The organism is Azospira sp. APE16 (genome assembly GCF_047901315.1).
In the GTDB taxonomy this organism is placed as follows: Bacteria; Pseudomonadota; Gammaproteobacteria; order Burkholderiales; family Rhodocyclaceae; genus Azospira; species Azospira oryzae.
This window is the reverse complement of sequence record NZ_CP179682.1, coordinates 3042256-3068621: the sequence shown is the minus strand read 5'-3', so window position 1 is coordinate 3068621 and position 26366 is coordinate 3042256. Positions and strand designations below refer to the sequence as shown.

General features: G+C 67.4%; 30 protein-coding genes. 8 read left to right on the top strand and 22 right to left on the bottom strand.

All coding sequences use genetic code 11. From position 1 onward, the window contains the following. The first annotated feature begins 29 nt into the window (after positions 1-29). Together purM and ACLSSQ_RS14570 are read left to right on the top strand one after the other, a co-directional pair. Entirely contained in the window at positions 30-1079 is a 1050-nt protein-coding gene (gene purM / locus ACLSSQ_RS14575; protein ID WP_014236607.1) for a phosphoribosylformylglycinamidine cyclo-ligase, read from the top strand. An 86-nt stretch (positions 1080-1165) separates the two neighbouring features. Further along, positions 1166-1483, top strand: a complete 318-nt coding sequence (locus ACLSSQ_RS14570; RefSeq protein WP_014236608.1) for a c-type cytochrome — start codon at positions 1166-1168, stop codon at positions 1481-1483. A 72-nt stretch (positions 1484-1555) separates the two neighbouring features. On the opposite strand, the gene ACLSSQ_RS14565 is transcribed toward ACLSSQ_RS14570, so the two are convergent. From ACLSSQ_RS14565 to ACLSSQ_RS14555, 3 genes are all read right to left on the bottom strand, one after another. Beyond that, positions 1556-2029 carry a TssQ family T6SS-associated lipoprotein gene (locus ACLSSQ_RS14565; RefSeq protein ID WP_130460098.1) on the bottom strand — a complete coding sequence of 158 codons (474 nt, stop codon included), beginning with the start codon at positions 2027-2029 and terminating at the stop codon, positions 1556-1558. Next, the gene (locus ACLSSQ_RS14560; RefSeq protein ID WP_205231429.1) at positions 2026-3360 is read right to left on the bottom strand and encodes a serine/threonine-protein kinase; all 1335 of its coding nucleotides are present in this window, start codon (positions 3358-3360) and stop codon (positions 2026-2028) included. The genes ACLSSQ_RS14565 and ACLSSQ_RS14560 overlap by 4 nt, the downstream gene beginning before the upstream one ends. A gap of 131 nt (positions 3361-3491) precedes the next feature. Next, on the bottom strand, positions 3492-4943 hold the full coding sequence (locus tag ACLSSQ_RS14555) for a DHA2 family efflux MFS transporter permease subunit (protein ID WP_416243100.1): 1452 nt from the start codon (positions 4941-4943) through the stop codon (positions 3492-3494). Positions 4944-5007: 64 nt separating this feature from the next. Between ACLSSQ_RS14555 and ACLSSQ_RS14550 the strand changes: the two genes are divergently transcribed. Together ACLSSQ_RS14550 and ACLSSQ_RS14545 are read left to right on the top strand one after the other, a co-directional pair. Beyond that, entirely contained in the window at positions 5008-5511 is a 504-nt protein-coding gene (locus tag ACLSSQ_RS14550; RefSeq protein ID WP_416243099.1) for a MarR family winged helix-turn-helix transcriptional regulator, read from the top strand. 87 nt (positions 5512-5598) lie between these two features. Continuing rightward, a complete protein-coding gene (locus ACLSSQ_RS14545) occupies positions 5599-6606 on the top strand; it encodes a sulfate ABC transporter substrate-binding protein (protein ID WP_416243098.1) in 1008 nt (335 codons plus the stop codon). Between the two features lie 73 nt (positions 6607-6679). Here ACLSSQ_RS14545 and ACLSSQ_RS14540 read toward each other — a convergent pair whose 3' ends face one another. From ACLSSQ_RS14540 to ACLSSQ_RS14515, 6 genes are all read right to left on the bottom strand, one after another. After that, positions 6680-6877 carry a hypothetical protein gene (locus ACLSSQ_RS14540; RefSeq protein WP_416243097.1) on the bottom strand — a complete coding sequence of 66 codons (198 nt, stop codon included), beginning with the start codon at positions 6875-6877 and terminating at the stop codon, positions 6680-6682. A gap of 636 nt (positions 6878-7513) precedes the next feature. Then, positions 7514-7723 carry a hypothetical protein gene (locus ACLSSQ_RS14535; RefSeq protein ID WP_416243096.1) on the bottom strand — a complete coding sequence of 70 codons (210 nt, stop codon included), beginning with the start codon at positions 7721-7723 and terminating at the stop codon, positions 7514-7516. Positions 7724-7888: 165 nt separating this feature from the next. Beyond that, positions 7889-9328: an ATP-binding protein gene (locus ACLSSQ_RS14530; protein WP_416243095.1), complete on the bottom strand. Its 1440-nt coding sequence runs from the start codon at positions 9326-9328 to the stop codon at positions 7889-7891. Further along, complete coding sequence (locus ACLSSQ_RS14525; protein WP_014236617.1) at positions 9315-10025, bottom strand: winged helix-turn-helix domain-containing protein; 711 nt, start codon at positions 10023-10025, stop codon at positions 9315-9317. The genes ACLSSQ_RS14530 and ACLSSQ_RS14525 overlap by 14 nt, the downstream gene beginning before the upstream one ends. A gap of 31 nt (positions 10026-10056) precedes the next feature. After that, a complete protein-coding gene (locus tag ACLSSQ_RS14520) occupies positions 10057-10344 on the bottom strand; it encodes a hypothetical protein (protein ID WP_152090613.1) in 288 nt (95 codons plus the stop codon). Beyond that, positions 10341-12554 (bottom strand): putative bifunctional diguanylate cyclase/phosphodiesterase, encoded by a 2214-nt coding sequence (locus ACLSSQ_RS14515; protein WP_416243094.1) that lies wholly within the window; start codon positions 12552-12554, stop codon positions 10341-10343. Before ACLSSQ_RS14515 ends, ACLSSQ_RS14520 begins: the two co-directional genes overlap by 4 nt. Before the next feature lie 146 nt (positions 12555-12700). Here ACLSSQ_RS14515 and ACLSSQ_RS14510 point away from each other — a divergent pair, with 146 nt between their 5' ends. Next, positions 12701-13915 carry a fatty acid desaturase gene (locus tag ACLSSQ_RS14510; RefSeq protein ID WP_416243093.1) on the top strand — a complete coding sequence of 405 codons (1215 nt, stop codon included), beginning with the start codon at positions 12701-12703 and terminating at the stop codon, positions 13913-13915. Positions 13916-13991: 76 nt separating this feature from the next. Beyond that, positions 13992-14483 (top strand): disulfide bond formation protein B, encoded by a 492-nt coding sequence (locus ACLSSQ_RS14505; protein WP_416243092.1) that lies wholly within the window; start codon positions 13992-13994, stop codon positions 14481-14483. A gap of 252 nt (positions 14484-14735) precedes the next feature. Here the strand turns inward: ACLSSQ_RS14505 and rpmG are convergent, their stop codons facing one another. The 4 genes from rpmG to radC form a co-directional block, all read right to left on the bottom strand. After that, positions 14736-14891, bottom strand: a complete 156-nt coding sequence (gene rpmG, locus ACLSSQ_RS14500) for a 50S ribosomal protein L33 (protein WP_014236622.1) — start codon at positions 14889-14891, stop codon at positions 14736-14738. Positions 14892-14921: 30 nt separating this feature from the next. Next, positions 14922-15155, bottom strand: coding sequence for a 50S ribosomal protein L28 (gene rpmB, locus ACLSSQ_RS14495; RefSeq protein WP_014236623.1), 234 nt, complete (start codon positions 15153-15155; stop codon positions 14922-14924). 116 nt (positions 15156-15271) lie between these two features. Continuing rightward, a complete protein-coding gene (locus ACLSSQ_RS14490) occupies positions 15272-15598 on the bottom strand; it encodes a PilZ domain-containing protein (RefSeq protein ID WP_014236624.1) in 327 nt (108 codons plus the stop codon). Between the two features lie 120 nt (positions 15599-15718). Then, a complete protein-coding gene (gene radC / locus ACLSSQ_RS14485; protein ID WP_416243091.1) occupies positions 15719-16396 on the bottom strand; it encodes a RadC family protein in 678 nt (225 codons plus the stop codon). Positions 16397-16443: 47 nt separating this feature from the next. Here radC and coaBC point away from each other — a divergent pair, with 47 nt between their 5' ends. Together coaBC and dut are read left to right on the top strand one after the other, a co-directional pair. Beyond that, the gene (gene coaBC / locus ACLSSQ_RS14480; protein ID WP_416243090.1) at positions 16444-17628 is read left to right on the top strand and encodes a bifunctional phosphopantothenoylcysteine decarboxylase/phosphopantothenate--cysteine ligase CoaBC; all 1185 of its coding nucleotides are present in this window, start codon (positions 16444-16446) and stop codon (positions 17626-17628) included. Positions 17629-17646: 18 nt separating this feature from the next. After that, positions 17647-18096 (top strand): dUTP diphosphatase, encoded by a 450-nt coding sequence (gene dut / locus ACLSSQ_RS14475; protein WP_130460089.1) that lies wholly within the window; start codon positions 17647-17649, stop codon positions 18094-18096. A 177-nt stretch (positions 18097-18273) separates the two neighbouring features. Here dut and ACLSSQ_RS14470 read toward each other — a convergent pair whose 3' ends face one another. From ACLSSQ_RS14470 to ACLSSQ_RS14430, 9 genes are all read right to left on the bottom strand, one after another. After that, a complete protein-coding gene (locus tag ACLSSQ_RS14470) occupies positions 18274-19569 on the bottom strand; it encodes an FCSD flavin-binding domain-containing protein (RefSeq protein WP_416243089.1) in 1296 nt (431 codons plus the stop codon). Continuing rightward, positions 19569-19904, bottom strand: a complete 336-nt coding sequence (locus ACLSSQ_RS14465) for a c-type cytochrome (protein WP_416243088.1) — start codon at positions 19902-19904, stop codon at positions 19569-19571. The genes ACLSSQ_RS14470 and ACLSSQ_RS14465 overlap by 1 nt, the downstream gene beginning before the upstream one ends. Positions 19905-20006: 102 nt before the next feature. After that, positions 20007-21302, bottom strand: coding sequence for a mechanosensitive ion channel family protein (locus ACLSSQ_RS14460; protein ID WP_416243087.1), 1296 nt, complete (start codon positions 21300-21302; stop codon positions 20007-20009). 9 nt (positions 21303-21311) lie between these two features. Then, the gene (locus ACLSSQ_RS14455; protein ID WP_416243086.1) at positions 21312-22640 is read right to left on the bottom strand and encodes an RsmB/NOP family class I SAM-dependent RNA methyltransferase; all 1329 of its coding nucleotides are present in this window, start codon (positions 22638-22640) and stop codon (positions 21312-21314) included. 73 nt (positions 22641-22713) lie between these two features. Beyond that, the gene (locus ACLSSQ_RS14450) at positions 22714-23451 is read right to left on the bottom strand and encodes a DUF3108 domain-containing protein (protein ID WP_416243085.1); all 738 of its coding nucleotides are present in this window, start codon (positions 23449-23451) and stop codon (positions 22714-22716) included. Between the two features lie 249 nt (positions 23452-23700). Then, positions 23701-24357, bottom strand: a complete 657-nt coding sequence (gene purN, locus ACLSSQ_RS14445) for a phosphoribosylglycinamide formyltransferase (protein WP_014236633.1) — start codon at positions 24355-24357, stop codon at positions 23701-23703. A gap of 36 nt (positions 24358-24393) precedes the next feature. Continuing rightward, positions 24394-25146 (bottom strand): hypothetical protein, encoded by a 753-nt coding sequence (locus ACLSSQ_RS14440; protein ID WP_416243084.1) that lies wholly within the window; start codon positions 25144-25146, stop codon positions 24394-24396. Positions 25147-25181: 35 nt separating this feature from the next. Continuing rightward, complete coding sequence (locus tag ACLSSQ_RS14435; RefSeq protein ID WP_416243083.1) at positions 25182-25844, bottom strand: DedA family protein; 663 nt, start codon at positions 25842-25844, stop codon at positions 25182-25184. Positions 25845-25911: 67 nt separating this feature from the next. Next, positions 25912-26358 carry a response regulator gene (locus ACLSSQ_RS14430; RefSeq protein WP_014236636.1) on the bottom strand — a complete coding sequence of 149 codons (447 nt, stop codon included), beginning with the start codon at positions 26356-26358 and terminating at the stop codon, positions 25912-25914. Positions 26359-26366 lie beyond the last annotated feature (8 nt).

Genomic DNA, 26366 nt, shown 5'->3' with positions numbered 1-26366 from the left:
TCACTCCGGATGCCAGGCCCTTCCCGACCATGACCCAAGATACCAGCAAGACCTCCCTTTCCTATCGTGACGCCGGCGTGGATATCGACGCCGGCGATGCCCTCGTCGAGCGCATCAAGCCTTTCGCCAAGAAGACCATGCGGGAAGGCGTGCTGGCCGGCATCGGCGGCTTCGGCGCCCTTTTCGAAGTGCCGAAGAAGTACAAGGAGCCGGTGCTGGTGTCCGGTACCGACGGCGTCGGCACCAAGCTGAAGCTGGCTTTCCAGCTCAACCGCCACGACACCGTGGGCATCGACCTGGTGGCCATGAGCGTCAATGACATCCTGGTGCAGGGTGCCGAGCCCCTCTTCTTCCTCGACTACTTCGCCTGCGGCAAGCTCTCCGTGGATGCGGCGGCCGACGTCATCAAGGGCATCGCCACCGGCTGCGAACAGGCCGGCTGCGCCCTCATCGGCGGCGAGACGGCCGAGATGCCCGGCATGTACCCGGATGGTGAATACGACCTGGCCGGTTTCGCCGTCGGCGCCGCCGAAAAGAGCAAGCTCATCGACGGCAAGTCCATCGTCCCCGGCGACGTGGTGCTGGGCCTGGGCTCCCACGGCGCCCACTCCAACGGCTACTCCCTGGTGCGCAAGATCATCGAGCGTTCCGGCGCCGACTTCAATGCCAAGTTCGACGGCGAGGCCACCCTGGCCGATGCCGTGATGGCCCCCACCCGCATCTACGTCAAGCCTCTGCTGGCCCTGCTGCAGACCCTGCCGGTCAAGGGCATGGCCCACATCACCGGCGGCGGCCTGACCGAGAACGTGCCCCGGGTGCTGCCGGAAAATACCGTGGCCATCCTGGACAAGTCCTCCTGGCAGCGTCCCAAGCTGTTCGACTGGCTGCAGGCCGAAGGCAACGTCAGCGACGACGAAATGCACCGGGTCTTCAACTGCGGCATCGGCATGGTGGTGGTGGTGGCCCAGGAACACGCCCGCCAGGCCATCCAGCTGCTGCAGGCCGCCGGCGAGAAGGTGTGGCAGATCGGCGACATCCGCGCCCGCCAGGGCGACGAGGCCCAGACCCAGGTGAACTGAGCCTCACCGCATACAGGACTTGCCCGGGCTGCGGTGTCCGGGCAAGCTATGGTTTCCCCATAAAAAAAACCGCTTGGAGGTAAGAAGTGAGCAAATCCGCTGTCATCGTTACCGGCCTGATCCTGGCCGCCGGCCTGTCCGCCAATCTGGCCCAGGCTTCCGAAGAACTGGCCAAGGCCAAGCTGTGCGTCGGCTGCCACCAGGTCTCCGCCAAGGTCCTGGGCCCTGCCTACAAGGACGTGGCCCAGAAGTACGCCGGCGTGAAAACCGCCGAAGCCGATCTGGCGAAGAAGATTCGCGGCGGCAGCAAGGGCGTCTGGGGCGGTGCCGAAATGCCGCCCAACCCGGCCATTTCCGAGGCCGACGCCACCACCCTGGCCAAATGGATTCTCAGCCTGAAGTGAAGTTGGGCTGATCCCGACAATGCCAACAAAAAAGCCGGCAATCGCCGGCTTTTTTGCGTCTGCAGGAAAAGCCTACTTGGCCTTTTTCCTGGTGCTTTCCGCCTTCACCTCGAGGAAGGCCGGGCCCCAGATGGGGTGGCCGGATTCGGCCTTGGTCAGGCTGAGCTTGGGGTAGGCGGCCAGGCCCTTGCGGAAGTTGGCCTTGCAGCTGTCCACCTGGCGGGAGGCGCAGGCGATGAAGGCCAGGTGCTTGTAGGCCCGGGCCTGGTCGATGCGGTTGGGCAGGCCCAGGTCCAGGGCCTGTTGCAGGGTCTGGCCGGCGCTCTTGTAGTCGCCGTTTTCGTAGGCGCTGATGCCCCGGGCCAGTTCGCTCTCGGCCTTGCGCGCGGTCGGCGTCTTCACCGGTTCGGCCGGCTTGGCCGCTTCGGGCGGGGGCGCCGGTTCGGCGGCCGGGGGCGGGGTGTTCTGGCTGGCGCAACCGGCCAGGGCCAGCAAGGAGGCAAGCAGCAGGGAGGAGAGGGATCGCATGGCGGTAGGTGTGCTCATTTGAATTTGTGCTTGATCTTGTAGGTGTCGCCGGCGCCCAGTTCCAGGGTCAGGCGATGGGGTTCGGACTGGCCGTTGCGGATTTCCACCTCGTGGTGGCCCGGCAGCAGCTCGATGCTTTCCAGGGGCGGCGAGATGCCCTTGGGTTCGCCGTCCACCACCACTTCGCCCCAGGGGGCGATGGCCAGGTCCACCCGGGCGGCGGGCTGGGGTTCGGGGGCCGCGGTACTGGCCGCAGGGGCAGGCGTGGCGCCGTTGCCGGCACTGCGTTCCGTGGGCAGCAGGGCGAATGCGCCGCCGGCGATGGCCACCGCGGCGATGCCCAACCACAGCGCCTTGCCGCGGCGTGCCGGCGGCGAGGCCGGTGCTTCCTGGGGCGCAGGGGAGAGGCTGAGGGGGTTGGTGTCCGTGAACGGGTGGGCCAGCAGCATGGTCGGATCTTCCGACGGGCTGGGCGGAATGCGCGGCTGGGGCTGGGCCTGGGCGGCCAGGCCGAGGACCGGGCCGGGGGAGCCGAGCTCGGCGTAGCGGCGCAGGTCGGCGGCCAGTTCGCCGGCGGTCTGGTAGCGTTCCTCCGGCGACTTGGCCAGGGCCTTGGCCAGGATGGCCTCGAAGCCCGGCGGCAGTTCCGGCATGAGCCGGGTGGGCAGCACCGGGCCTTCGTTGATGACCCGGTACATGATGGTGGTGACCGTTTCGCCGTCGAAGGGGGCGACGCCGGTGAGCCACTGGTAGAGCACCACGCCGAGGGAGAAGATGTCGGCCCGGCCGTCCACCGGATGGCCCATGATCTGCTCCGGCGCCATGTACTTGGGCGTGCCCAGCATGTGGCCGGTCATGGTCTTGCTGCCGGTCTGCAGCTGGGCGATGCCGAAATCGGTGATTTTCACGGCGCCGTCGGCCAGCACCATGAGGTTGGCCGGCTTGATGTCCCGGTGCACCACGCCCTGGCGGTGGGCGTAGTCCAGGCCGTCGGCAACGGCGGCCATCATGTCGGCGATGCGGGTATAGGGCAGGGGGCCGGCTTCGCTGATGAAGCGGCGCAGCTCCCGGCCTTCGAGGAATTCCATGGCCATGTAGGCCACGTCATCCGCCTTGCCGGCGTCGTACAGGGTGACGATGGCCGGGTGGCTGAGGCGGGCGACCGACTTGGCCTCGCGGAAGAAGCGGCGCTCGAAGCTCTCCTTCTCGGACAGGCTGGCGTCGAACTTGATGGTCTTGATGGCCACGACCCGTTCCAGCAGGGGATCGAAGGCGCGGTACACCACGCCCATGGCTCCCTCGCCGAGTACTCCGTCGATACGGTAGCGGCCCAGTTGTTGAATGGTCATGCGCTTCTTACGGAAATTGGGGTCGGTCAATCCGGGACGGCAACAGCTCCCTCCACCCCGGGGTCCGAACTCTGACGGGCAAGTTTAACAGAACCTGTCCGCCCCCTGACCATCCCCAGCGCCGGGCCGGCTTAGCGTCCCGCGGCCGTGGCCGCCGTGGCCGGTTTGCCCATGGCCAGGGCCCCGCCCAGGGCCAGGAAGAAGGCCAGGGCCACCAGGGCGAAGACCTCGGCGAAGGCCTGGGCGCTGCCGGCCGGCTGGCCCAGGTGGTTGCTGCGCCATTCCACATAGACGGCACCCAGGCTGATGCCCAGGGTGCCTCCCAGCTGCCGGGTGCAATTGAGCAGGGCCGAGCCCTGGCCCACCAGGCGCTGGGCCAGGGGGCGCAGGGCGCCCAGGTTGAGGGCCGGCAGGATCAGGGCCAGGCCGATGCGGCCGATGACCACCGTGCCCATCAGGGTGGGAAGCAGGGGCAGGCCGAGGGAAATGCCGGCCAGCAGCGCCAGCAGCACGAAGGAGATGGCGAACAGCAGCAGCCCCAGGGCCGTCTGCCGATGGGGCCGGATGCGGTCCGCCAGGTAGCCGGCTCCCGGGGTCATGAGGGCCAGGGCGATGCCGCCGGGGAGCAGGGCCAGGCCCGCCGTGGCGGCGTTGTAGCCGAGGATGCTCTGCAGGAACACCGGCACCAGATAGGTGGAACCATAGAGGCCGACGCCGAAGATGAAGGACACCAGGGTGCCCATGGCGAAGGCCCGTTCGCTGAACAGGCCCAGGGCCAGGATCGGCCCGGGCACCCGGCGGGCGTGGCGCAGGAAGAGGGCGATGCCGGCGGTCGCCACTAGGGCGCCGATGCCGCTCTGGGGCGACAGCAGGCCGTGGGCGTGGAGGCTGCCGACGGTCTGCAGCAGGCTGAGGATGGCCAGGGTGAGCAGGGACAGACCGGTCCAGTCGAAGGGGTGCTCGGCCCGGGCTGGCGGCTTGTGGGGCAGCAGCAGGTGGCCCGCCGCCAGGGCGGCGAGGCTGCCGGGCACGGTGATGAGGAAAATGGCCCGCCAGCCGAAATGGTCCACCAGGAAGCCGCCGGCAATGGGTGCCACCGCCGGCGCCAGGATGATGCCGAAACCCAGGATGCCCATGGCCCGGCCCTGGCGTTCCAGGGGAAAGAGGCGCAGCACCAGCAGGGTGCTCATGGGCTGCAGCAGGCCGGCGGCCAGGCCCTGGACGATGCGCATGGCCACCACCGAGGGGAAGTTCCAGGCCAGGGCGCCACCCAGGCTGCCGATGCCGATCAGCAGCACGGCACCGAGGAAGACCCGGCGGAAGCTGTAACGCTCGATGAGCCAGGCGGTAGGCAGCATGGCCACGGTCATGGCGGCCATGTAACCGGTGACGGCCCACTGCACCCGGTCCTGGCCCAGGTGAAAGTCCGCCATGAGGGCGGGAATGGCCACGTTGAAAATGGTGGCGGAAAGCACGGCCGTGACCATGCCGCAGGCCATGGCCGCCAGGACCAGCCAAGGGTAACGTCCGCCATGGCGGGCCTGCAGGGCTTCCAGGCTGCGGGGAGAGCTTGAAAATGACACGGTGACTCCGGAGCGGGGGCTGAGTAAAATGATTGTATCAGTAAATAATTAGCATGCTAACTATATGTCAGACCACCAGCCTGAAGCGACGTTCCCGCCCCAACAGCGATTCTCCGTCCTGCTGCACCAGACGGCGGCCCTGTGGCGCACAGCCCTGGACCGGCGCCTGCGGCCCCTGGGCTTTTCCCAGGCCAGCTGGCGCGCCCTGATTGCCCTGCGGCGCCAGCCGGAAGGTTGCAATCAGGCCGTCCTGGCGGAGCGCCTGGGGATCGAGGCGCCCACCCTGGTGCGCCTCCTGGACCGCATGGAAAAGCAGGGCTGGCTGCAGCGCCAGTCCGATCCCCGGGACCGGCGCAGCAAGCGGGTGGTGCTCACTGCCGCCAGTCTGGAGCTGGCGGAGAGCATGGATGCCACGGTGGAGGAGTTGCGGGCCGAACTGCTGGCGGGGCTGGAACCGGCCCAGCTGGAGGCCATGATCGACATCCTGGAAACGGTCCGGGAGCGGGCCGAAGGCCTGCTGGCCAAAGGAGCTGTCGATCCGGAGAGTGGATCACATATTCCTTTATAAATATAAACAATTTACGAAACAGTATTTCTTCTTATAAAAAGGGCGCCCTAGACTTCTCCCATCGCATATCACCTCCTGGGAGAAATCATGGCTCACCCCCGCAAGCTCATCGCCACCCTGGCAGCATCCCTGTCCCTGGCCTTCGCCGGCCAAGCCCTGGCCGACGCCACCCTGCTCAACGTCTCCTACGACCCTACCCGGGAGCTGTACCAGGACTTCAACGCCGCCTTCATCAAGCACTGGAAGGAAAAGACCGGCGAGACCCTGACCATCAAGCAGTCCCACGGCGGTTCCGGCAAGCAGGCCCGCTCCATCATCGACGGCCTGGAGGCCGATGTGGTGACCCTGGCCCTGGCCGGCGACATCGATCCCCTGGCCGAGCGCGGCCTGCTCGCCGCCGACTACCAGAAGAAGCTGCCCCACAATGCCTCCCCCTACACCTCAACCATCGTCTTCCTGGTGCGCAAGGGCAATCCCAAGGGCATCAAGGACTGGAACGACCTGGTGAAGCCGGGCATCGGCGTCATCACCCCCAATCCCAAGACCTCCGGCGGCGCCCGTTGGAACTACCTGGCCGCCTGGGGCTTCGCCCTCAAGCAGCCGGGCGGCAACGACGCCAGCGCCAAGGACTTCGTCGCCCGGCTGTACAAGAACGTGCTGGTGCTGGATACGGGCGCCCGGGGCTCCACCACCACCTTCGTCGAGCGAGGCCAGGGCGATGTGCTGATTGCCTGGGAAAACGAGGCCTATCTGGCGGTGAAGGAACTGGGCCCGGACAAGTTCGACATCGTCACGCCTTCCCTCTCCATCCTGGCCGAGCCCCCGGTGGCCGTGGTGGACAAGAATGTGGACAAGCACGGCACCCGCAAGCAGGCCCAGGCCTACCTGGAGTACCTCTACACCCCGGCCGGCCAGGAAATCGCTGCCCAGAACTACTACCGGCCCATCGATCCCAAGGTGGCGGCCAAGTACGCCAAGCAGTTCGGCAAGGTGAATCTCTTCACCATCGACCAGCTGTTCGGCGGCTGGACCAATGCCACCAAGGCCCACTTTGCCGACGGCGCCATCTACGACCAGATCCAGACCAAGCGCTGATTCTTCGGTACTACAAACAAGAAGCCCCGGCCTTCCACTGGAAGGCCGGGGCTTCTTTTTGAATGATCGGGGCTTAGCGGCCGAGGGCCAGGTTGGTGCTGGCACGGCTGTCGTTGTCGCCGCGCTGCTGGGTGCGCTCCGTGGTGCGGCGATCGTTGCAGCTCTTGAAGGTTTCCGCAGCCAGATAGGCCCCCGCGGACGACAGGCAAAAGGCGCTGGCGGTAAGCAGCAGGATCTTGCGGGCATTGGCGGTCATGGTCTTGTCTTGCATGTGGATTCTCCCGGAGGCGAGGGCCTGGGCCCTTGTAGTTGTCGATGGGGTCATTCTAGGCAGGACCCCGGGTTGCGTCTGTCGCCTCCCTGTAGCGACCGGTAACGGCCCATGCGCTTTGATGACCGCGTGTGACAGCGTGACAAAAAAAGACCCCGCCGAGAGCGGCGGGGTTGGAGAGGAGGCCCATCCAGGGAGGGAGGGGATGGGTCTTGGGGGAGTCATGCGCTGTCAACGCATGGATGCATTCTAGGCAGGCCCGGCGGTGCCGTCTGTGGCGATTCCTTGGCCCTTGTGTAACGGTCTGTGGCGGTCCTCCTCTCCATTTGTAACAGCCCCCGGGGTATGGCGGGAGACAGACCCGGAGCGGAAAATCCGGGCAAAAAAAAACCCCACCGGGGGAGGTGGGGTGGAGAGGGTGCCCATCCGAAGGGGGGAGGTGGATGGGACTTTGGGGGAGTCATGCGCTGTCAACGCAGAATCCATTCTAGGGAGCCCCCCGGCTGCCGTCTGTGGCGATTGCAGGAGGGTTGTGTAACCGGGGGTGAGGGACTTTGACGGTTTGTAATGCCCCATGCGCAGCCTTGGCAGGCGAGGGGGCGGGGCCGTTCGGCAGTGGCGCGGGGAGGGGGGCGCTCAGCGCCGCCGCCAGAAGCGCCAGGCCATGACGGCGATGGCGAAGAGGGCGGTGGCCAGCAGGGCTTTGGGCAGGTTGGTGCGGCCTTCGGTGACCAGGTCGAAACCCAGAATGCCGAGCAGGACGCCCAGGCTCTCCGCCGCCGGAAAGGTGGCCTTGAAACGGCGTTTGCAGCGCAGCAGGCAGTCGGGGACGGATGGGAGGGGCATTGAAGATGGGCTAGTGGAGCGGGCATACCGCGGACGGCCGTGGAGCCATCCGGCACGGTATGGGCTGCATTCTAGGCAGGACGCGGCCTGGCGTCATGGCCGCTAGCGTGAGCGTTTGTAACGCAATGTAACGCCAGCGGCCCCGGGCCGCCTGGGCACGGGCTTTCAGCCCGGCCAGGAGAGGGTGAAGCGGGCGCCGCCGAGACTGGACTCGCCGGCGCTGGCATGGCCGCCGTGGGCCTCCATGACCTGGCGCACGATGGCCAGGCCGAGTCCGTAGCCGCCGCTGGTGCGGTCCCGGGAGCGGTCGAGGCGGGTGAAGGCGTCGAAGATGCGTTCCCGTTCGTCCGCCGGTACGCCGATGCCGTCGTCCTCGACGTGGATCTGCACCAGGCCTTCCTGCACTTCGGCGCTGACCCGGACCCGGGTCTTGGCGTACTTGAAGGCGTTGCGCAGCAGGTTGCGCACGGCGTAGGGCATGGACTTGCGGTCCAGGCGGGCCATCAGGTTGGGCGGCAGATGGCCCAGGTCCACCTCCACCGCCAGTTGACCGGCCAGTATGCGCAGGTCGTCCACCTCTTCCTCCAGCCAGGGCACCAGGGCGATGGAGGTGAGGTTGAGGGTGGGGCGCTCCCGCTCGAAGCGGGCGTGGGTGAGGCTGGAGTCGATCAGGTTGTCCAGCTCCTCCAGGTCCTCTTCCATGGTTTTCCAGTGGCGCTGGCGTTCGTCGCGGCAGTCCGTGTCGGCCGCCATTTCCAGGGCGAAGCGGAGGCGGGCGATGGGGGTGCGCAGTTCATGGGAGATGGCGCTGGAAAGCTCCCGCTGGGCGGCGATGAGTTTTTGCACCCGCTCCGCCATGCCGTTGAGGGTGTCGGCCAGAAGCGCGAACAGGTTGCTGCGGGCCGCCGGGGCGCGGGTCTCGAAACGGCCCTCGCCCAGGGCCCGGGCGGTCTGGCGCAGGGATTCCAGGTCGCGCCAGATGGGCCGGATCCAGATCCATACCAGGACGGCGAAGCCGAGGCCGATGGCGGTCCAGGTCATCAGCCGGATGCGCAGTTCCAGGGGGATGGCGCGCTGGTACTCCGGGTTCAGGTCGGGGGAAAGGGGGCCCACCACCAGCACTTTGTCGCCGCCGCGGATGCGGTGGAACATGATGTCCCGGTGGGAGTCGATGGCGATGTCGCCCAGTTCCAGCTTTTCCCTTTGCTTGGGCGGCAGGAGCACCTGGTCCAGGTCTTCCAGCACCAGGCGGTAGGCGAATTTCTCGTCCAGGGCCTTGATCTGCTTTTCCCACTGGTGCCGGGGATAGCGCTGCAGCTCGTCCTCGATGAGGACGATGGTGCCGCGCATGAAGCGCTTGGCGTAGTCGTCGGTGATGCCCTGCAGGGCCGTGGAAATGGCGAAGTCGGCGATCATGGCGATGCCGACGAAGGAGCCCATGGCCAGCAGGTAGAAGTTGAAGAACAGCCGGGACAGGCTGTAACGGGCGCGGGAGAGGCGGGCGAAGCGCTGTTCCGACTCCCGCCGTTCCTTGCCCGGGCTGTTGTCCTCCGGCGCTGCTTCTACCTCCTGTTCCGGCAGGCGGCGGGGGTCAATTCCAGTCATGCCGGGAGAACAGGTAGCCCTTGCCGCGCACGGTCTTGATGCGGGCCGGATTGTCCGGGTCGTCCCCCAGCTTCTTGCGCAGGCGGGAGATGCGGGCGTCGATGGAGCGGTCCAGGCCGTCGAAGCCGATGCCCCGCAGGCGCTGCAGCAGGTCGTCCCGGGACAGCACGGTGCCGGCGTGGCAGGCCAGCAGCCAGAGCAGGTCGAATTCGGCGGTGGTCAGGTCGATGGCCGCATCGCCCAGTTCGGCGCTGCGGGTGGCCTGGTTGATGCGGAAACGGCCGAACACCAGCTCGTCGCCGGCCCCGCCGCCTTCGCTGCCCTCGCTGGGGCCGGCCCGGCGCAACAGGGCCCGCACCCGGGCCAGCAGCACCCGGGGCTGCACCGGCTTGGAGATGAAGTCGTCGGCGCCCAGCTCGAGGCCGAGGATCTGGTCCATGTCCTCGTCCCGGGCGGTGAGCATGAGGATCACGCCCTGGTAATGGGGGCGCACGGTGCGGCAGACCTCGAAACCGTCCTTGCCGGGCAGCATCACGTCCAGCACCACCACGTCCGGATTGTCGGCGGGAATGCGGGTGCAGGCCGTGTCGCCCCGGGGTTCGATGGCGACTTCGAAGTCGTTCTTGCTCAGGTATTCGGCGGTCAGCTCGGCGAGGCGCTCGTCGTCCTCGACCAGAAGAATGCGGGGGGCGGCCATGACGCTCCAGGCGGAAGGGGAAAACGCGAGTTTACCCCGACTTTGGCGGCTGGGTGTCCTTGCCGTTGGCGGCCCCCGCGGCGGCGCTCCGTTTGCGCCGCTCCGGATGGCCGGCAGCGGGCTCGGGCAGGGTGATGAGCAGGCACTGGCCGTCGGGCAGGGAGACGGCGATGCTGTCCCGGCCACCGGGACCGCTCTCCTTGCAGTGATAGAGGCTGAGGGCGGGGGTGGCCAGGGAATCCTTGATCTGCCGCGGGTGCAGGTGTTCGGCCAGGGCCTCCCGGTCCACCAGGGCCCAGTGCAGGGTCTTGCCGCTCATGCCAGGTCCCCGTCCGGCGCCGCTTCCGCGTCGGCCAGGGTCTTGCCCTGGCGCAGCAGCAGGGCGTAGTCGCCGGCGGGCACGGCCCGGCTGAAGAAGTAGCCCTGGAACTCGTCACAGCCGTGCTGGCGCAGCAGGGCCAGCTGTTCGGCCGTTTCCACGCCTTCGGCCACCACATTGAGCCCCAGGCTGTGGGCCATGGCGATGACGGCGCTGGCGATGGCTGCATCGTCGGCGTTGGAGTTGATGTCGCGCACGAAGGAGCGGTCGATCTTCAGGCAGTCGATGGGGAAGCGCTTGAGGTAGGAGAGGCTGGAGTAGCCGGTGCCGAAGTCGTCCAGGGACAGGGTCACGCCCAGGTCCTTCAGCTCCCGCAGGGTCAGGGCGGCGTGGTCGGTGTCGTGCATGACCATGGATTCGGTCAATTCGATGTCCAGCATCTCGCCGGGCACCTGGTATTCCTCCAGCAGCCGGCGCACCGTCTCCCCCAGGTTTTCCTGGCGGAACTGGCGGGCGGAGATGTTAATGGCCACCTTCAGGGGCGGCAGGCCTTCCTCGCGCCAGGCCCGGATCTGCCGGCACACCAGTTCGATGACCTTTTCCCCCAGGGGAATGATGAGGCCCGATTCCTCGGCCAGGGGAATGAACTCGTTGGGGTTGATCTGGCCGATGCGCGGGTGCATCCAGCGCAGCAGGGCCTCGGCACCGACGATGGTGCCCTGCTGCAGGGAAACCTTGGGCTGGTAGTAGACCTGGAATTCGTCGGTCTCCAGGGCCCGGCGCAGGTTGCCCTCCATGTCCAGCCGGTCCAGGGCCATGCTGCTCATTTCCGGCAGGTAGAAGCGGTAGTTGTTGCGGCCGTATTCCTTGACCCGGTACATGGCCACGTCGGCGTTGCGCAGCAGGATGTCCCCTGTTTCCCCGTCCCGGGGGAACAGGCTGACGCCGATGGAGGCGGTGACGAACAGCTCCTTGCCCTCGACGAACAAGGGCTGGGCCAGGGCCCGCTGAATCTTGCCGGCCACCACGGCCACGTCGTCCGCGTCCAGGATGTCGCCGACGACGATGACGAACTCGTCGCCCCCCAGGCGGGCCACCGTGTCGGTGTCGCGCACGGCCGCCTGCAGCCGCTCGGCCACGGTCTTCAGCAGCTTGTCGGCCGGGGCGTGGCCGAGGCCGTCGTTGATCACCTTGAAGCGGTCCAGGTCGAGCAGCATGACGCCCACCAGGCGCCTGTCCCGGCGCGCCAGGGCGATGGCCTGGCTGATGCGGTCGGCCAGCAGGCTGCGGTTGGCCAGGCCGGTGAGAACGTCGTGGGTGGCCTGGTACTCCAGCTGTTCCTGGTAATGGATGCGGTCGGAGACGTCGTTGATGACGGAGACGAAATGGGTGGTGCTCTGGCCCGACTCGTCCAGCACCGGTGCCAGGTGCAGCTCGTTCCAGAACAGGCTGCCGTCCTTGCGGTAGTTGCGCAGGATGGCGTGGCCCTCGCGCCGGTCCCGCAGGGCAGCGCGGATTTCGTTGAGGCCTTTCTGCTGCAGGTCGTCCCGCACCAGGAAGCGGCCGTTGCGCCCCTGCACTTCGGCAGCGCTGTAGCCGGTGATGCGCTCGAAGGCCGGGTTCACATAGGTGATGGGGTGGTCCAGCTGGGTGGCGGAAGTGATCATGATGCCGTTGCTGGAGGACTCCACGGCCCGGTCCCGCAGCCGCAGGGCCTCGCCGGCGTCCTGGCGGGCGGCGGCTTCGGCCTCGCTGGTGCAGCGGCGTACCGCCAGGGCCAGGGCCAGCAGGGTGGCGATGTCCCGCAGCAGCTGGTGTTCCTCCGGCGAAAACAGGGCGCGGGCGGCGGCATAGATGCGCAGCCGGCCCAAGGCCTTGCCTCCGGCTTCCAGGGGCAGGGACAGGGAGCCGGCAAAGGCGGAAAACTGGGGGAACCGATCCAGGTCCTGCCAGTCTGACGGGAGCATGGCGCCGGCTGCCGCATCGGCGCCGAGGCGGGCTGCCACCAGCCGGTGGCTGCCGTTTTCCAGCAGACCGACGCAGGCCAGGCTGTAGCCGCCGCAGCCGGTCAGGCTGTCGCAGATGCGGGCCGCCAGGTCCGCTTCGCTGCCGGCTGCACCGGCGGCGGCATGGCAATGGGCCAGCAGGGCAAGCAGACGCCGCAGCTGGTCTTCACCGCTGACGTCCTCATTTGGGTGTTGCGGGGACAAGAGGTCTCCTCCTCATTGTGTACTGCTTGTTTTTGTCGGGGCAGTGTAACAAATGCCCAGTCGCCTGGTTGTTGCGCTGCGCCATGGAAATGGCTGCGAATCAGGCGCTTGGCGTCATTCATCCTTTTCAAGGGGTAGTTCCAACCATGGCCTTTGCCGATATCCTGTCGTCCCTCCTAGCCTTTCTCCGTTCCGGCGCCCTCGACCTGCCCTGGTGGGGCGTGCTGCTGGCCGCCTTGGGCATGACCCATGTGACCATCGTCGCCGTCACCGTATTCCTGCACCGCCACCAGGCCCACCGGGCCCTGGATCTGGGGCCCCTGCCTTCCCATTTCTTCCGCTTCTGGCTGTGGCTGACCACCGGCATGGTGACCAAGGAATGGACTGCCATCCACCGCAAGCACCACGCCAAGTGCGAAACCGCCGAGGATCCCCATAGTCCCCAGGTGAAGGGGCTGTGGAAGGTCCTTTCCGAAGGCGCCGAACTGTACCGGGCCGAGGCCGCCAATGCCGAAACCCTGGCCCGCTACGGTCACGGCACGCCGGACGACTGGCTGGAGCGCCGCGTCTATGCCCGGCATCCGGTGCTCGGCGTGGCCCTCATGCTGGTGCTGGACGTGCTGCTCTTCGGCGCCGCCGGCATCACCGTGTGGGCGGTGCAGATGGCCTGGATTCCCTTCTGGGCGGCGGGGGTGGTCAATGGCCTGGCCCACTTCTGGGGCTACCGCAACTTTGCCTGCGCCGACGCCTCCACCAATCTCTGGCCCCTGGGGCTGGTCATCGGCGGCGAGGAACTGCACAACAACCACCATGCCTTCGCCACTTCCGCCCGCTTCTCCGCCAAGTGGTACGAGGTGGACATTGGCTGGGGCTACATCCGCCTGATGAGCGCCCTGGGCCTGGCCCGGGTGAAGAAGGTTGCGCCCCGGCCCCGGCTGCGTTCCCTGCGGCCCCAGGTGGACGACCATACCCTGCAGGCCCTCATTACCCACCGTTACGATCTCATGACCCGTTACGCCAAATCCCTGCGCCAGGCCTACGAGGACGAGTTGCGGGCCCTCCGTGGGCGTCTCGATGCGGTGGAGTTCAAGCGGGCCCGGGACGCGCGGCGCTGGCTGGCCGGCGACCTGGGACGGATGCCGGCGGAACTGCGTCAGCGCTTCGATGCCCTGGTTCAGGGCAGCGGCCCGTTGCAGACCCTGGTGGCCATGCGGGAGGAACTGAGCGCGGTGTGGGAGCGCAGCAACGCCAGCCGGGAGCAGTTGCTGGCCCACCTGCAGGACTGGTGTCGCCGGGCCGAAAGCAGCGGTATCCGCCAGCTGGAGGAAATGTCCCTGCGTCTGCGCCGCTACGCCATTTGAGCCGGAGCGGCTAACGCTGGCACAATGACGGGGCGCCCTGCGGGGTGCCCATTTCTTCAGGAAAGTCCGATCCCCTATGTCCCTGCTCAACCGTCTGGCCGGACGTCCCGGCTATCTGCTTCTCGCTGTGGGCTGCATCGCCCTGGTCTCCGCCGGCCTGGTAATCCAGGAGTTTGACCGCCTGCAGCCCTGTCCCCTGTGCATTTTCCAGCGTGTGCTCTACCTGCTGGTGGCTGCCCTGGCCCTGGGTGGGGCATTGTTGCCCCGGCTGCGCTGGCTGTGGCTCGGTCTGATCGGCGTCACCGCCGTCGGCGGCATGGCCACGGCCCTGTACCAGACCTGGCTGCAATGGGTGGCCGACCCGGCCCTGGAGTGCGCCTACGGCGATCCCAGCCTGATCGAGCGCCTGGTGGACTGGCTGGGCATGCAGTACCCGCCCCTGTTCATGGCCACCGGCTTCTGTTCGGCCCGGGACTGGACCTTCCTGCAGCTTTCCATGGCCAACTGGTCCGTGCTCTGCTTTGCCGGGGTGCTGGTCAGTCTGCTGGTCATCGGCCGCCGTCGCTGATCGCCGGCCGTTTCCTGCCGCAAACAAAAAGCCCGCTTCGGCGGGCTTTTTGTTTGCGGCTTTCGCTTGCGGCGGCTGTTTCCGGCGGGGAGGCCTCCGTCATTGGGGGCAAGGTGCCGTTTCCGCCCTGAATCCGGCTGCAAAGCGGGGGGCAAAGAACGGGTGCTCATCTGCGGCGGCGCTCCGGGGCGAAGGCCCAAAGAAAAACCCGCCACAAGGGCGGGTTTTCCGGTAGCCAAGCCTTTGGGGGGCTTACTTCAGCTTGGTTTCTTTGTAGATCACGTGCTTGCGTACCTTGGGATCGTACTTCTTGATCTCGATCTTTTCCGGCTTGGTACGCTTGTTCTTGGTGGTGGTGTAGAAATGGCCGGTCCCAGCAGTGGACTCCAGCTTGATCTTTTCACGCATGTCGCAGCTCCTTAGACCGTGAAACGCTTATTACACTTCGCCGCGGGCACGCAGATCCACCAGGACCTCGTCGATACCCTTCTTGTCGATTAACCGCAGACCGGCGTTGGAAACACGCAGCCGGATGAAGCGGTTTTCGCTCTCAACCCAGAAGCGACGATACTGCAGATTCGGCAGGAAGCGGCGCTTGGTTTTGTTGTTGGCATGGGAAACGTTGTTCCCGACCATCGGGGCCTTGCCCGTCACTTGGCAGACACGCGCCATGATTTGCTCCAGAAAACTTGGAAGGAAAGCCCGCGATTGTAACGCAACTGCCTGAATAATATCAAGCCTCTTTTGCGTTTTCCTTTTGCCCGGGGCGGCAAAAAGGCCGGAAAGCCTTATCCGGCGTACCTTTCCGTCCCGGGTAAAAAATGCTGGGCGAGTACACGTTGCAGCTGAACCTTGGCTGCGCCCGTGAAGCCGACGAATTGTACCCCATGCCGGAAGCAGCAGTGGCGGTCGGAGTGCACCGAATAGGCCATGCGGCAGCGGAATTCCAGCACCAGCGGGCGTTCGTGGGAGTGGGTGGGGGGCACGGACAGCCGCATGGTGAACTGGCTGGAGGTGTGCAGGTTGTGGTCCGTCAGTACGGCAGCGCCGGCCTGGGAAACGTCGTGGGTACGGCCGTGATAGACCCGGTCCGGCTCGCTGTCGAGGACGATCATGCACGACCACCGGGCTGGGTACCGGTCATATTGGCGCTGTTCTTTCATTGCAATTGGGAATTGTTGTTATCTGGTCAGCGCGCAGTATAACCACAGACCCCCTCTTACTATTGATATAGATCAGAGCAAGCCCCGCTCGGAAAAAGAAAGGGGCTGGGCGTTGCCGGCGACGACGAAATGGTCCAGCACCCGCACCTCCACCAGGGCCAGGCTCTGCCTGAGGGCGGTGGTGAGCTGTTCGTCGGCCCGGGAGGGTTCGGCGACGCCGGAGGGGTGGTTGTGGGCGAAGATGACGGCCGCCGCATTGCGGGCCAGGGCCGTCTTCACCACTTCCCGGGGATAGACGGCGGTCTGGGTCAGGGTGCCGCGGAACAGTTCTTCGGCGGCGATGAGGCGGTTCTGGGCGTCCAGCCACAGGGCCAGGAACACCTCCCGGGGCTCGCCGCCCAGCCGGGCCCGCAGGTAGTCGCGCACCGCACCCGGGGAATTGAAGGCATGGGGCCGCTCCATTTCCTCCCGCAGGGCGCGCCGGGACATCTCCAGCACGGCCTGGATCTGGGCGTACTTGGCGCTGCCCATGCCGGGCACGGCGCCGATCTCCTCCGCCGTGGCGGCAAACAGCCGGGTCAGGCTGCCGAAACGCTGCAGCAGGCTGCGCGCCATGTCCACCGCGCTCTGGCCCCGCACCCCGACCCGCAGGAAGACGGCCAGCAGTTCCGCATCGGAGAGGGCGGTGGCGCCCTGCTTCAGCAGCCGCTCCCGGGGGCGTTCGTCTTCGGGCCAGTCGGTGATTGCCATGATCTCAAGTAGAATCGGGCGGATCAGCCATTCTAGCGATTACGACAATGGAATTGTTGGGCAAGAAAATACTCCTCGGCGTCACCGGCGGCATCGCCGCCTACAAGGCGGCCGAGCTGACCCGCCTGCTGCAGAAGCAGGGGGCCACGGTGCAGGTGGCCATGACCGAGGCGGCCACCCATTTCGTCGGTGCGGTGACCTTCCAGGCCTTGTCCGGCCAGCCGGTGTTCACCGACCAGTGGGATGCGCGCATGGCCAACAACATGGCCCACATCGACCTCTCCCGGGAGGCCGACCTGGTGCTGGTGGCGCCGGCCTCCGCCGATTTCCTGGCCAAGGTGGCCCACGGCCAGGCCGATGACCTACTCACCACCCTGGTGCTGGCCCGGGATTGCCCCCTGCTGGTGGCCCCGGCCATGAACCGGCAGATGTGGGAAAACCCGGCCACCCAACGCAACGCCGCCACCCTGGCGGCGGACGGCATCACCCTGCTGGGCCCCGCCTGCGGCGACCAGGCCTGCGGCGAGGTCGGCGCCGGGCGCATGCTGGAGCCGGCGGAAATCGTCGAGGACCTGATCGCCTTCTTCCAGGCCAAACCCCTGGTCGGCAAGCGGGTGCTGCTCACCGCCGGCCCCACCTTCGAGGCCCTGGACCCGGTGCGGGGTATCACCAATCTTTCGACCGGCAAGATGGGCTACGCCCTGGCCCGGGCCTGTGCCCAGGCCGGTGCCGCCGTCACCCTGGTTTCCGGCCCCACCGGGCTGGCCTGCCCCCGGGGCGTGCTACGGGTTGAGGTGAGCGCCGCCCTGGAGATGCAGCGGGAAGTGCTGGCCCGGGCCGGGGAGAGCGACGTCTTCATCGGCGTCGCCGCCGTGGCTGACTACCGGCCGGCCACCCCGTCCGCCCAGAAGATCAAGAAGAACGCCGCCGCGATGACGGTGGAGCTGGTGAAGAACCCGGACATCCTGGCCGAAGTGGCGGCCCTGCCGCTGCCGCCCTTCTGCGTCGGTTTTGCCGCCGAGAGCCACGACCTGGCCACCTATGCCGAGGGCAAGCGCGTCAACAAGAAACTGCCCCTGGTGGTGGGCAACCTGATCAGCGACGGCTTCGGCGGCGAGGACAACACCGTGGTCCTGTTCGATGCTGCCGGCGCCCATCCCCTGGCCACCGCCAGCAAGACCGAGGTGGCCCGCAGCATCGTCGCCGCCATTGCCGAGCGTCTGCCCCACTGATTTTTATCTGGAGAAACAATGCATCCCGTCGACGTCAAACTGCTGGACCCCCGCCTGCACGAAACCCCGCCCCAGTACGCCACCCCCGGTTCCGCCGGGCTGGACCTGCGGGCCTGCATCGAGGCCCCGGTGAAGCTGCATCCGGGCGAAACCCAGCTGATTCCCACCGGCATCGCCATCCACCTCAACGACCCGGGCATGGCCGCCATGATCCTGCCCCGCTCCGGCCTGGGCCACAAGCACGGCATCGTCCTCGGCAACCTGGTGGGCCTGATCGACTCCGACTACCAGGGCGAAATCATGGTCTCCACCTGGAACCGGGGCAAGGAAGCCTTCGTCATCAATCCCCTGGACCGCATCGCCCAGCTGGTGGTGGTGCCGGTGCTGCAGGTGCAGTTCAACCTGGTGGACGAGTTTGCCGCCAGCGACCGGGGTGCCGGCGGTTTCGGCAGCACCGGCAAGGGCTGATCCCGGCGGCGCTCGGCGCCCTGTGCAATGAGAAAAGGCCGCGCTTCCGCAAGGAGGCGCGGCCTTTTTATTCGGCTGCAGGGGGTAGGCCCGGGAGGCAGGCAGGACGGGCCTGTTGGCCATGCCATGGCGGAGATGGCCGTCCTGCCTGCCTCCTGGCAGTGCTGCTTTTTCGTTCTAGGCCAGGGCGTCGGCCCAGATGTTCTTGGCCCAGCCCAGGGCGAACTGGGCTTCGGCGACGCTGCGCACGGCGGAGACGCCGCCGGAGCCGGGCACCGGCAGCACCGTCTTTTTCTCGGCGTCGTACTGGTGGATGGAGGCCACGTGGCAGGCTTCCGTGGAGCTGAGGAAGCTGTAGCAGGTGTTCATCACCACCGGATTGGGGTTGGGCGCCTCGCCGGCCAGCAGGTTGAGGATGGCGGCGGCAGCGACCTTGGCATGCTGGTTGGCCATGTGGCCGGACTTGGGCATGGTCGGCGCCGGGAAAATGGCGTCGCCCAGGACGTGGATGCCCGGGGTGTTGGTGGATTCCAGGCTCAGCCAGTCCACATCGACCCAGCGGTTGTTCACCAGCTTCAGCCCGGCGGCGCTGGCGATGGCGCCGGCCCGCTGGGGCGGCACCACGTTGAGCACGTCGGCCCGCACCTTGTCGAATTCGAAAAGGGCGGTGGTGTTGGTCACGTCCACGTCGATCAGCTCGTGGTTGGGCCGGTATTCGACGATATTCGGGTACAGCTCGCTCCAGGCCTTGGTGAACAGGCCCTTCTTGGAGATCACGTCCTCGTTGGCGTCCAGGATCAGCACCTTGGACTTGGGCTTGTGGGCCTTGAAGTAGCTGGCCACCACCGAAGCCCGCTCATAGGGGCCGGGCGGGCAGCGGTAGGGCGCCTTGGGAATGGTGATGGCGAAGACGCCGCCGTCCTTCATGGATTCCAGCTGCTTGCGCAGGGCCACGGTCTGGGGGCCGGCCTTCCAGGCGTGGAGGATTTTCTCCTGGGATTCCTTGGCGTCCAGGGCCGGCACCAGGGACCACAGGAAATCGACGCCGGGGGAGAGCACCAGGCGGTCGTAGCTGAGGCTGCCGCCCTGGGCCAGGCGCAGGGTGCGCTTGACCGGGTCCACCGCCACGGCTTCGTCCTGGATCACCTTGACGCCCCAGCGGTTCTTCAGGCCGTCGTAGGAGACGGTGATGTCGTCCAGGGTCTTGTCGCCGGAGAGGATGAGGTTGGAAATGGGGCAGGAGATGAAAGTGGGGTTACGCTCCACCAGGGTGACGCGGACGCCGCCCTCGCTCCACTTGCGCAGGTACTTGGCCACCGTGGCGCCGCCGTAGCCGCCGCCCACCACCACCACGTGGCCGGCAGCCTGCTTGCGGGGAACCGGGGTGCTGGCGCAGCCGGTCAGGGAGGCAGTGACGGAAGCGGCGGAGACGATGCCCGCGGCCTTGAGGAAATCCCGGCGTTGCATGGTCATTACTTGCCCTCCCGTTTCTGGGCTGCCAGATAGGTGGTGATCAGGTCCAGCTGCTCCGGGGTATAGCCCTTGGCGATCTGGTGCATGATGGTGGCCGGCCGGCTGCCGTCGCGGAAGCCGTTCAGCTTCTGCAGCAGCACGCCCTTGTCCTGGCCGGCCAGCACGTCCATGGCGCCGGGCTGGGCATGGCCGTCGGTGCCGTGGCAGTTGGCGCAGGTGGCGGCCAGATTGCGGGCCAGGTTGGGGTCGGCGGCAAAGGCCGCGGTGCTGCCCAGGCCGGCGGCCAGGACGGCGAGCAGGGAAAGGCGTGACATCGGGTGGCGCGCAAAGGGCATGGCATCTCCTTGGCTAGACGAAGGCAGTCCAGATTTGGCCCGGAGTATAACAACCGCAGCGGCGGAGTTTCCCCCGCCAAAACGGAATATTTCGGTCTTTTCTTATAACCTGGTGGCACTCTCGGCCGCTGCCGTAGGGGCCTCGCCGAGCATGCGCACCTCCCGCTGGGGGAAGGGGATTTCGATGCCTTCGGCCTTGAAGCGCTTCCAGATCTCCAGGTTGATATCCGAGCGCAGGGCGCCGGAACCTTCCTCCGGGTCTTCGATCCAGAAGCCCACCTCCAGGTTGATGCCGCTGTCGGCAAAGCCGGTCAGGTAGGCCCGGGGCGGCCGCTCCTGCAGCACCCGGGGATGGGCTGCGGCCGCCTCCACCAGCACCGCCATGGCCCGCTCCACATCGCTGTTGTAGCCGACCTGGACGGCGGTCTTGAGGAATACCTGGGTGTCCGTGTAGGACTGGTTCTGCACCACGTTGGCGACGAACTGCTCGTTGGGGATCAGGTATTCGGTGCCGGCCAGGCCCCGCAGCACCGTGTAGCGGGTGGTGATCTGGGTCACCACGCCGCTGGTGGCGGCGTCGATGGCGATGAAGTCGCCCAGGCGGATGGAGCGGTCGAGCAGGATGATGAAGCCGGAGATGTAGTTGCTGGCGATCTTCTGCAGGCCGAAACCGAGGCCGACGCCGAGGGCGCCGCCGAAGACCGAGAGGGTGGTGATGTCGATGCCCACCAGGGACAGGCTGATGAGCACCGCCACCAGGGTCAGCAGGGCCTTGATGATGCGGGCCAGCACCGCCCGCACGTTGGAATCCAGCTTCTGCGCTCCCATCAGCCGGGCTTCCGCCAGGCCGGCCAGCCACAGGGCGCCCAGCACGGTGACGAAAGTGGTGACCAGGCCGTGCAGGATCATCCACAGGTCGAGGCGCTGTTTGCCCACGGCGAACTGCACCTGCTCCATGGCATCGATCACCGGCAGGTCCAGGCCGGTGATGTGCAGGGCTGCGGCCAGCCACACCAGGGTGGCGATGACCCGCTCGGAAGCCGCCAGCCAGCCCGAGGGGGCGAAGGCCTGGCGCAGGATGTAGACCATCAGCCGGATGCCGGCCAGGGACAGCATCAGGGGTACGGCCAGGGACAGCAGATTGACGTGCATGTGGGGCTTGAGCAGGGCCCGGGCCAGCACCACCAGGCCCGCCGCCAGCAGGGGGAAGAGCAGGCGCTTGACCCCGCTGCGGCCCGCGTGCCAGCGCTCCGGCGTCGTCTGGATGCGGTTGCGCACCTGACGCGAGGCGAAGAAGGCGATGCCGATGCAGCCGAGGAGCACGGCCATCTGCCAGAAAATGCGGGGATTCTGTAGGTCGTCCCACAGGTCGGTGAATAGCTGGGGCAGGGTTTCCATGGCGCAGGCTTACTTGGCTTGACGTTCGAAGACGGCGGCGAAGAAGGCGTCGCTGTCGTGGCGGTGGGGCAGCAGGGCCAGACGGCCGGCGGGCATGGCCTCCAGCCCCGGCAGCTCAATGCCCTGGGCGGCCAGGATGTCGGCCACCGGCACGGCGACGAAGTCCGGGTGGGCGGCGAGGAAGGCGTCGGCGACGGCGCCGTTCTCTTCCTGCAGCAGGCTGCAGGTGGCGTACACCAGGCGGCCGCCGGCCTTCACCAGGCGGGCGGCGGAATTGAGGATGGCGGTCTGCTTGGCGTTCAGCTCGGCGACGGACTTTTCGTCCTGGCGCCACTTCAGGTCCGGATTGCGGCGCAGGGTGCCCAGGCCCGAGCAGGGCGCATCCACCAGGACCCGGTCCAGCTTGCCGGCCAGGCGCTTGATGCGGGCGTCGTTCTCACTCTCGATGCGCACCGGGTGCACGTTGGACAGGCCGGAACGGGCCAGGCGCGGCTTCAGGTTGTTGAGGCGCTTCTCCGACACGTCGAAGGCGTAGAGGCGGCCGGTGGAGCGCATCAGGGCGCCCAGCAGCAGGGTCTTGCCGCCGGCGCCGGCGCAGAAGTCGGCCACCATCTCGCCCCGCTTGGGCGCCAGCAGCAGGCCCAGCAGCTGGCTGCCCTCGTCCTGCACTTCCACCGCACCGTCCATGAACAGGGGATGGCGGGAAAGGGCGGGCTTGCCGGCCAGGCGCAGGCCCAGGGGCGAATAGGGGGTGGGGCTGGCGGCGATGCCGTCCTTGGCCAGCTGGGCGGCGACGGCGTTGCGTTCGCCCTTCAGACTGTTGACCCGCAGGTCCAGGGGCGCCGGCCGGTTGAGGGCGGCCACCAGGGCCTGGGTCTCCGCGGCGCCGTACTGGGCCAGCAGGCGCTGGTAGAGCCAGTCCGGCAGGTCCAGGGCGATGGCCGGGGCGCTCAGGCCCAGGGGGCCGCTGGGGTCGAAATGGTCTTCGCCGCGGCCGATGGCGGCCCAGCGCTGTTGCAGGTGTTCCACCAGCTCGGCTTCGCCGTGGCGCAGCAGGGCTTCCAGGGCCTTGGCGTCCAGGCCCTGGTGGCAGGCCAGGTGGGCCAGCAGCAGGCGGCGGGCGTTCACCTGGGGCAGCACCAGGGCTTCCAGGCTGCGCTTGTGGCGCAGGATGGCGAACACGGCCTCGGCCACGAAGCCCCGGTCCCGGTGGCCCAGCTGCTTGTGCTCGCGGAAGTAGCGGGAGAGGGCCGCGTCCGCCGGGTGGTTCAGGCGCAGCACCTCGGTGAGGGCGGCGATGGCGTGCTGGAACAGGGCGGGAGCGGGTGCGTGGGTCATGGCGGTCTTCAAAAAAACGTTGGCCCCGGAGGGCGCGGAAAATCGGTGGGGCCGGAGCCCCGGCGGGCGGCGTCTATTCGCTGCCGGCCTGGAGTTCGGTGGCGATCTGGTCGAAACGTTCGCCCTTCTTGTCGATGTGGCGGATCTTCACCGGCAGCAGCAGGCGGTCTGTGGCCAGCCACACTTCGGTGGTGGTGTCGCCGCTGGCCCGCAGGTGCACGGTCGGCACGCTGCCGAAGGCCAGTTCCAGCACTTCCTCGCCGACCCGGGTGAAGCGGATCGTGTCCAGCTTGCGCCCGGTGCTCACCGGCAGATCCACCGTGGCGCCCACCTGGGGCAGGTAGCCGAAGGCGTAGTAGAAGCTGATGAAATCCTGGGCGCCGGGGGGCAGGGTCTGGCGTCGCTGCTCCTTGCCCTGGACGACGCTGCCGGCATCCCAGTCGAAGTCGGCCCGGTCGCCGGTCTCGCTGCCGTTCTTGCGGGCGACAAAGGTTTCCGGCTGCAGTCCGGCCGGGCCTATTTTACCCCGGCTCTCGTAGGCCACCTGGACCGACTTGAAGAGGGCCGCTAGGCCGGTGGTTTCGGTGACGCCGGTGAGCCGGTAGCGGCCGTCGGCGATGCGCCATTCGTGGATGGTCTGGCCCACCTCGAAATTCTGCTCGCCCTTGATGACGACGAAGCGGATGCGGCCCCGGGGCGGCAGCCGGGGCTCCACTGCCGCCGGCGGGGCTGGCTCGGGAGCGGCGACTGGCGCGGCTTCCGGCACCGGGGCGGCGGCCGCCGGCTCCGGCTGGGCCTGGGGGGCTGGCACTGTCGCAGGACCAGGCGGGACGGCCCTGCTGGACCTGGGGGCCTTGGGTACGGCTTTCGGCGCGGGTTTCGGGGCTGGGGGCGGTTCGGGGCGCCGCTGGGGCGTCAGGGTGGCTTCCAGGGGCGGCGAGGGTGGTTCCTCGCCCAGCCCGGGCAGCTCGACTTCCGGCAGCACCAGGGCGCCGAGATGGAGGAAGAGGGAGGTCGCCAGGGCCAGCGCCAGGGCGACGGGGATGGAACGCTTCAGGGATCAGCTCCGGGCCGGGGGGGAAATGAGGGCGCTGGCGGCGGCCATGGGGTTGTCGGCCAGCAGCACCCGGCCCTGTTCCAGGCGCAGGCGGCCCTGGCAGAACCAGGCCACGGCGGCGGGATAGACCTGGTGTTCCTGCACCAGGACCCGGGCCGCCAGACTGTGCTCGTCGTCCCCTTCCAGCACCGGCACCACTGCCTGGGCGATGGCGGGGCCGTGGTCCAGGGCCGGGGTGACGAAATGCACGGTGCAGCCGTGCACCCGGCAGCCTTCCTCCAAGGCCCGCTGGTGGGTGTGGAGGCCGGGGAAGGCGGGCAGCAGGGAGGGATGGATGTTGATCAGGCGGCCTTCGTAATGGCGCACGAAGCCTTCGGAGAGGATGCGCATGAAGCCGGCCAGGATCACCAGGTCCGGGGCATGGGCGTCGATGGCCTCGGCCAGGGCTGCGTCGAAGGCCTCCCGGCTGGGGTAGGCCTTGTGGTCCAGGGCGGCGGTGGCGATGCCGGCCGCCTTGGCGGTTTCCAGGCCCTTGGCGTCGGGCCGGTTGGCGATCACGGCCACCACCTGGCCCGGATAGGCAGGGTCGGCGGCGGCTCGGAGGATGGCCTCCATATTGCTGCCGCGGCCGGAGATGAGGATGACGAGTCTTTTTTTCATGTCTGCTGGGGCCCGGCAGGGGCTGCCGGGACGGTCCTACTTGATCGGTGTGAGGGCGGCCACCGGCAGGAAGACTGCGGTGGCCAGGTTCTGCATGACCCGGTTGACGGTACGGCCGTTCTTGTCGGCCACCACCACCGAGAGGAAATCCAGGAGGCCGACCAGGCGGCCGATTTCCCGCTCGAAGGAGAGGTTGCGCACGGCGGCGTCCGGCTCGTTGGAGAGGATGTACAGCTCGCCTTCCACATTGCGGTTGTTGTTCAGGCGCCAGGCGACGATTTCCAGGTTGCGGGCGCAATTGTAGAGCTTTTGCGCGTCGAGGCCGTCAAGAACGTAAAAATCGGTCTTGTGCTCGTAGGCCGCCTGGACCATGCCGTTGACCCCGGCCATGAGGGCCAGCACCCGGTCGCCGTGGTAATCCTCGCGGAAGGCGAGCAGCATGGCCTGGGCCTCCCGGCGCCCTTCCAGCTCGGGCCACTGGTTGTTGTCGAAGATGCGGGCCACGGCCGCTTCCAGGGAGGGCTGGCCGACCTTCTTCCATTCCCGGGGATTGCGCCGGTACAGCTTTTCGGTGAGGCGTTTGAGGCCGGCGCTGACTTCCCGCTGGCTGGCGTCGATGACCCGGTCGATGTCGGTCTTGGCGATGGCCCGGGGGTCGAAGCGGGATTCGCTGCGCCCGTCGTGGCTGGAGCGGGTGGTGCAGCCCGGCAGGGCCAGGGCCAGCAGCAGGGCCGCCGCTGCGGCCAGGGCGGGGCCGGCCCGCGCTCCGTCTTGTTCCTGCTTCCCCATGACTCCCCCTTGGTTTTTGTCTGTGGTTGTGCCGTTCAGCCGGTGCTGGCCTTGCGCGCCTTGCAGTAGCCGATGATGGCCGGCAGCAGGGACACGGCGATGATGAGCACGATCACCAGCGACAGGTTGTTCTTGATCAGGGGCAGGTTGCCGAACCAGTAGCCGGCCAGGCTGAGGGACACCACCCAGGAGACGCCGCCGACCACGTTGAAGAAGGTGAAGCGGCCGTAGCCCATCTCGCCCATGCCGGCGACGAAGGGGGCGAAGGTGCGCAGCAGGGGCAGGAAGCGGGAGATGACCAGGGTCTTGCCGCCGTGCACCTCGAAGAAGGCGTGGGTCTTTTCCAGGGCTGCCCGGTTCAGCAGGCGGGAATTCCAGGCCAGGATGCGGTGGCCGAACCAGCGGCCGATGACGTAGTTGAGGCTGTTGCCGAGCACGGCGGCGAGGGACAGGCTGAGCATCAGGGGCAGCAGGACCATGTCGCCGATGGCGGCCAGGGCGCCGGCGACGAAGAGCAGGGAGTCGCCGGGAAGGAAGGGCACGACGACGAAGCCGGTTTCGGCGAAGACGATGAAAAAGAGGATGGCGTAGATCCAGGGGCCGTATTGCTGGACCAGGACGGCCAGGTGCTTGTCCAGGTGCAGGACCAGGTCGATGAACTGCAGGAAGAGGCCGGTGATTGCGTCGAAAAATTCCATGGGGCGGCAGGGAGTATGGGGGCAGATGGGGCGGCTCCGGGCGGGGCCGCCAGGCCCGGATTCTAGCCTACTTGTGCACGCAGCCCGGCGGCGGCTCGTTGAGCACGGCCCAGAACAGGCCCAGGGATTTCACCGCGTCGATGAAGTCGCGGAAATTCACCGGCTTCACCACGTAGGCGTTGCAGCCCAGGTCGTAGGCCTCGTCCAGGTCCCGCTCCTCCCGGGAGGAGGTCAGCATGACCACCGGCACGTGGCGCAGCTCCTCGTCCTGCTTGATCTCCCGCAGCACTTCCAGGCCGCTCACCAGGGGCATCTTCAGGTCCAGCAGGATCAGGGCCGGATTGCCCGCCGGCCGGTCGGCGAAGGGGCCGCGGCGGTAGAGGTAGTCCAGGGCCTGCTCGCCGTCGTTCACCACCTCCACCTCGTTGGCCAGGTGGCTGGCACCCAGGCCTTCCAGGGCCAGTTCCACGTCCCGGGGATCGTCTTCCGCCAGGAGGATGCGCTTCAGTTCCATGGAATCTC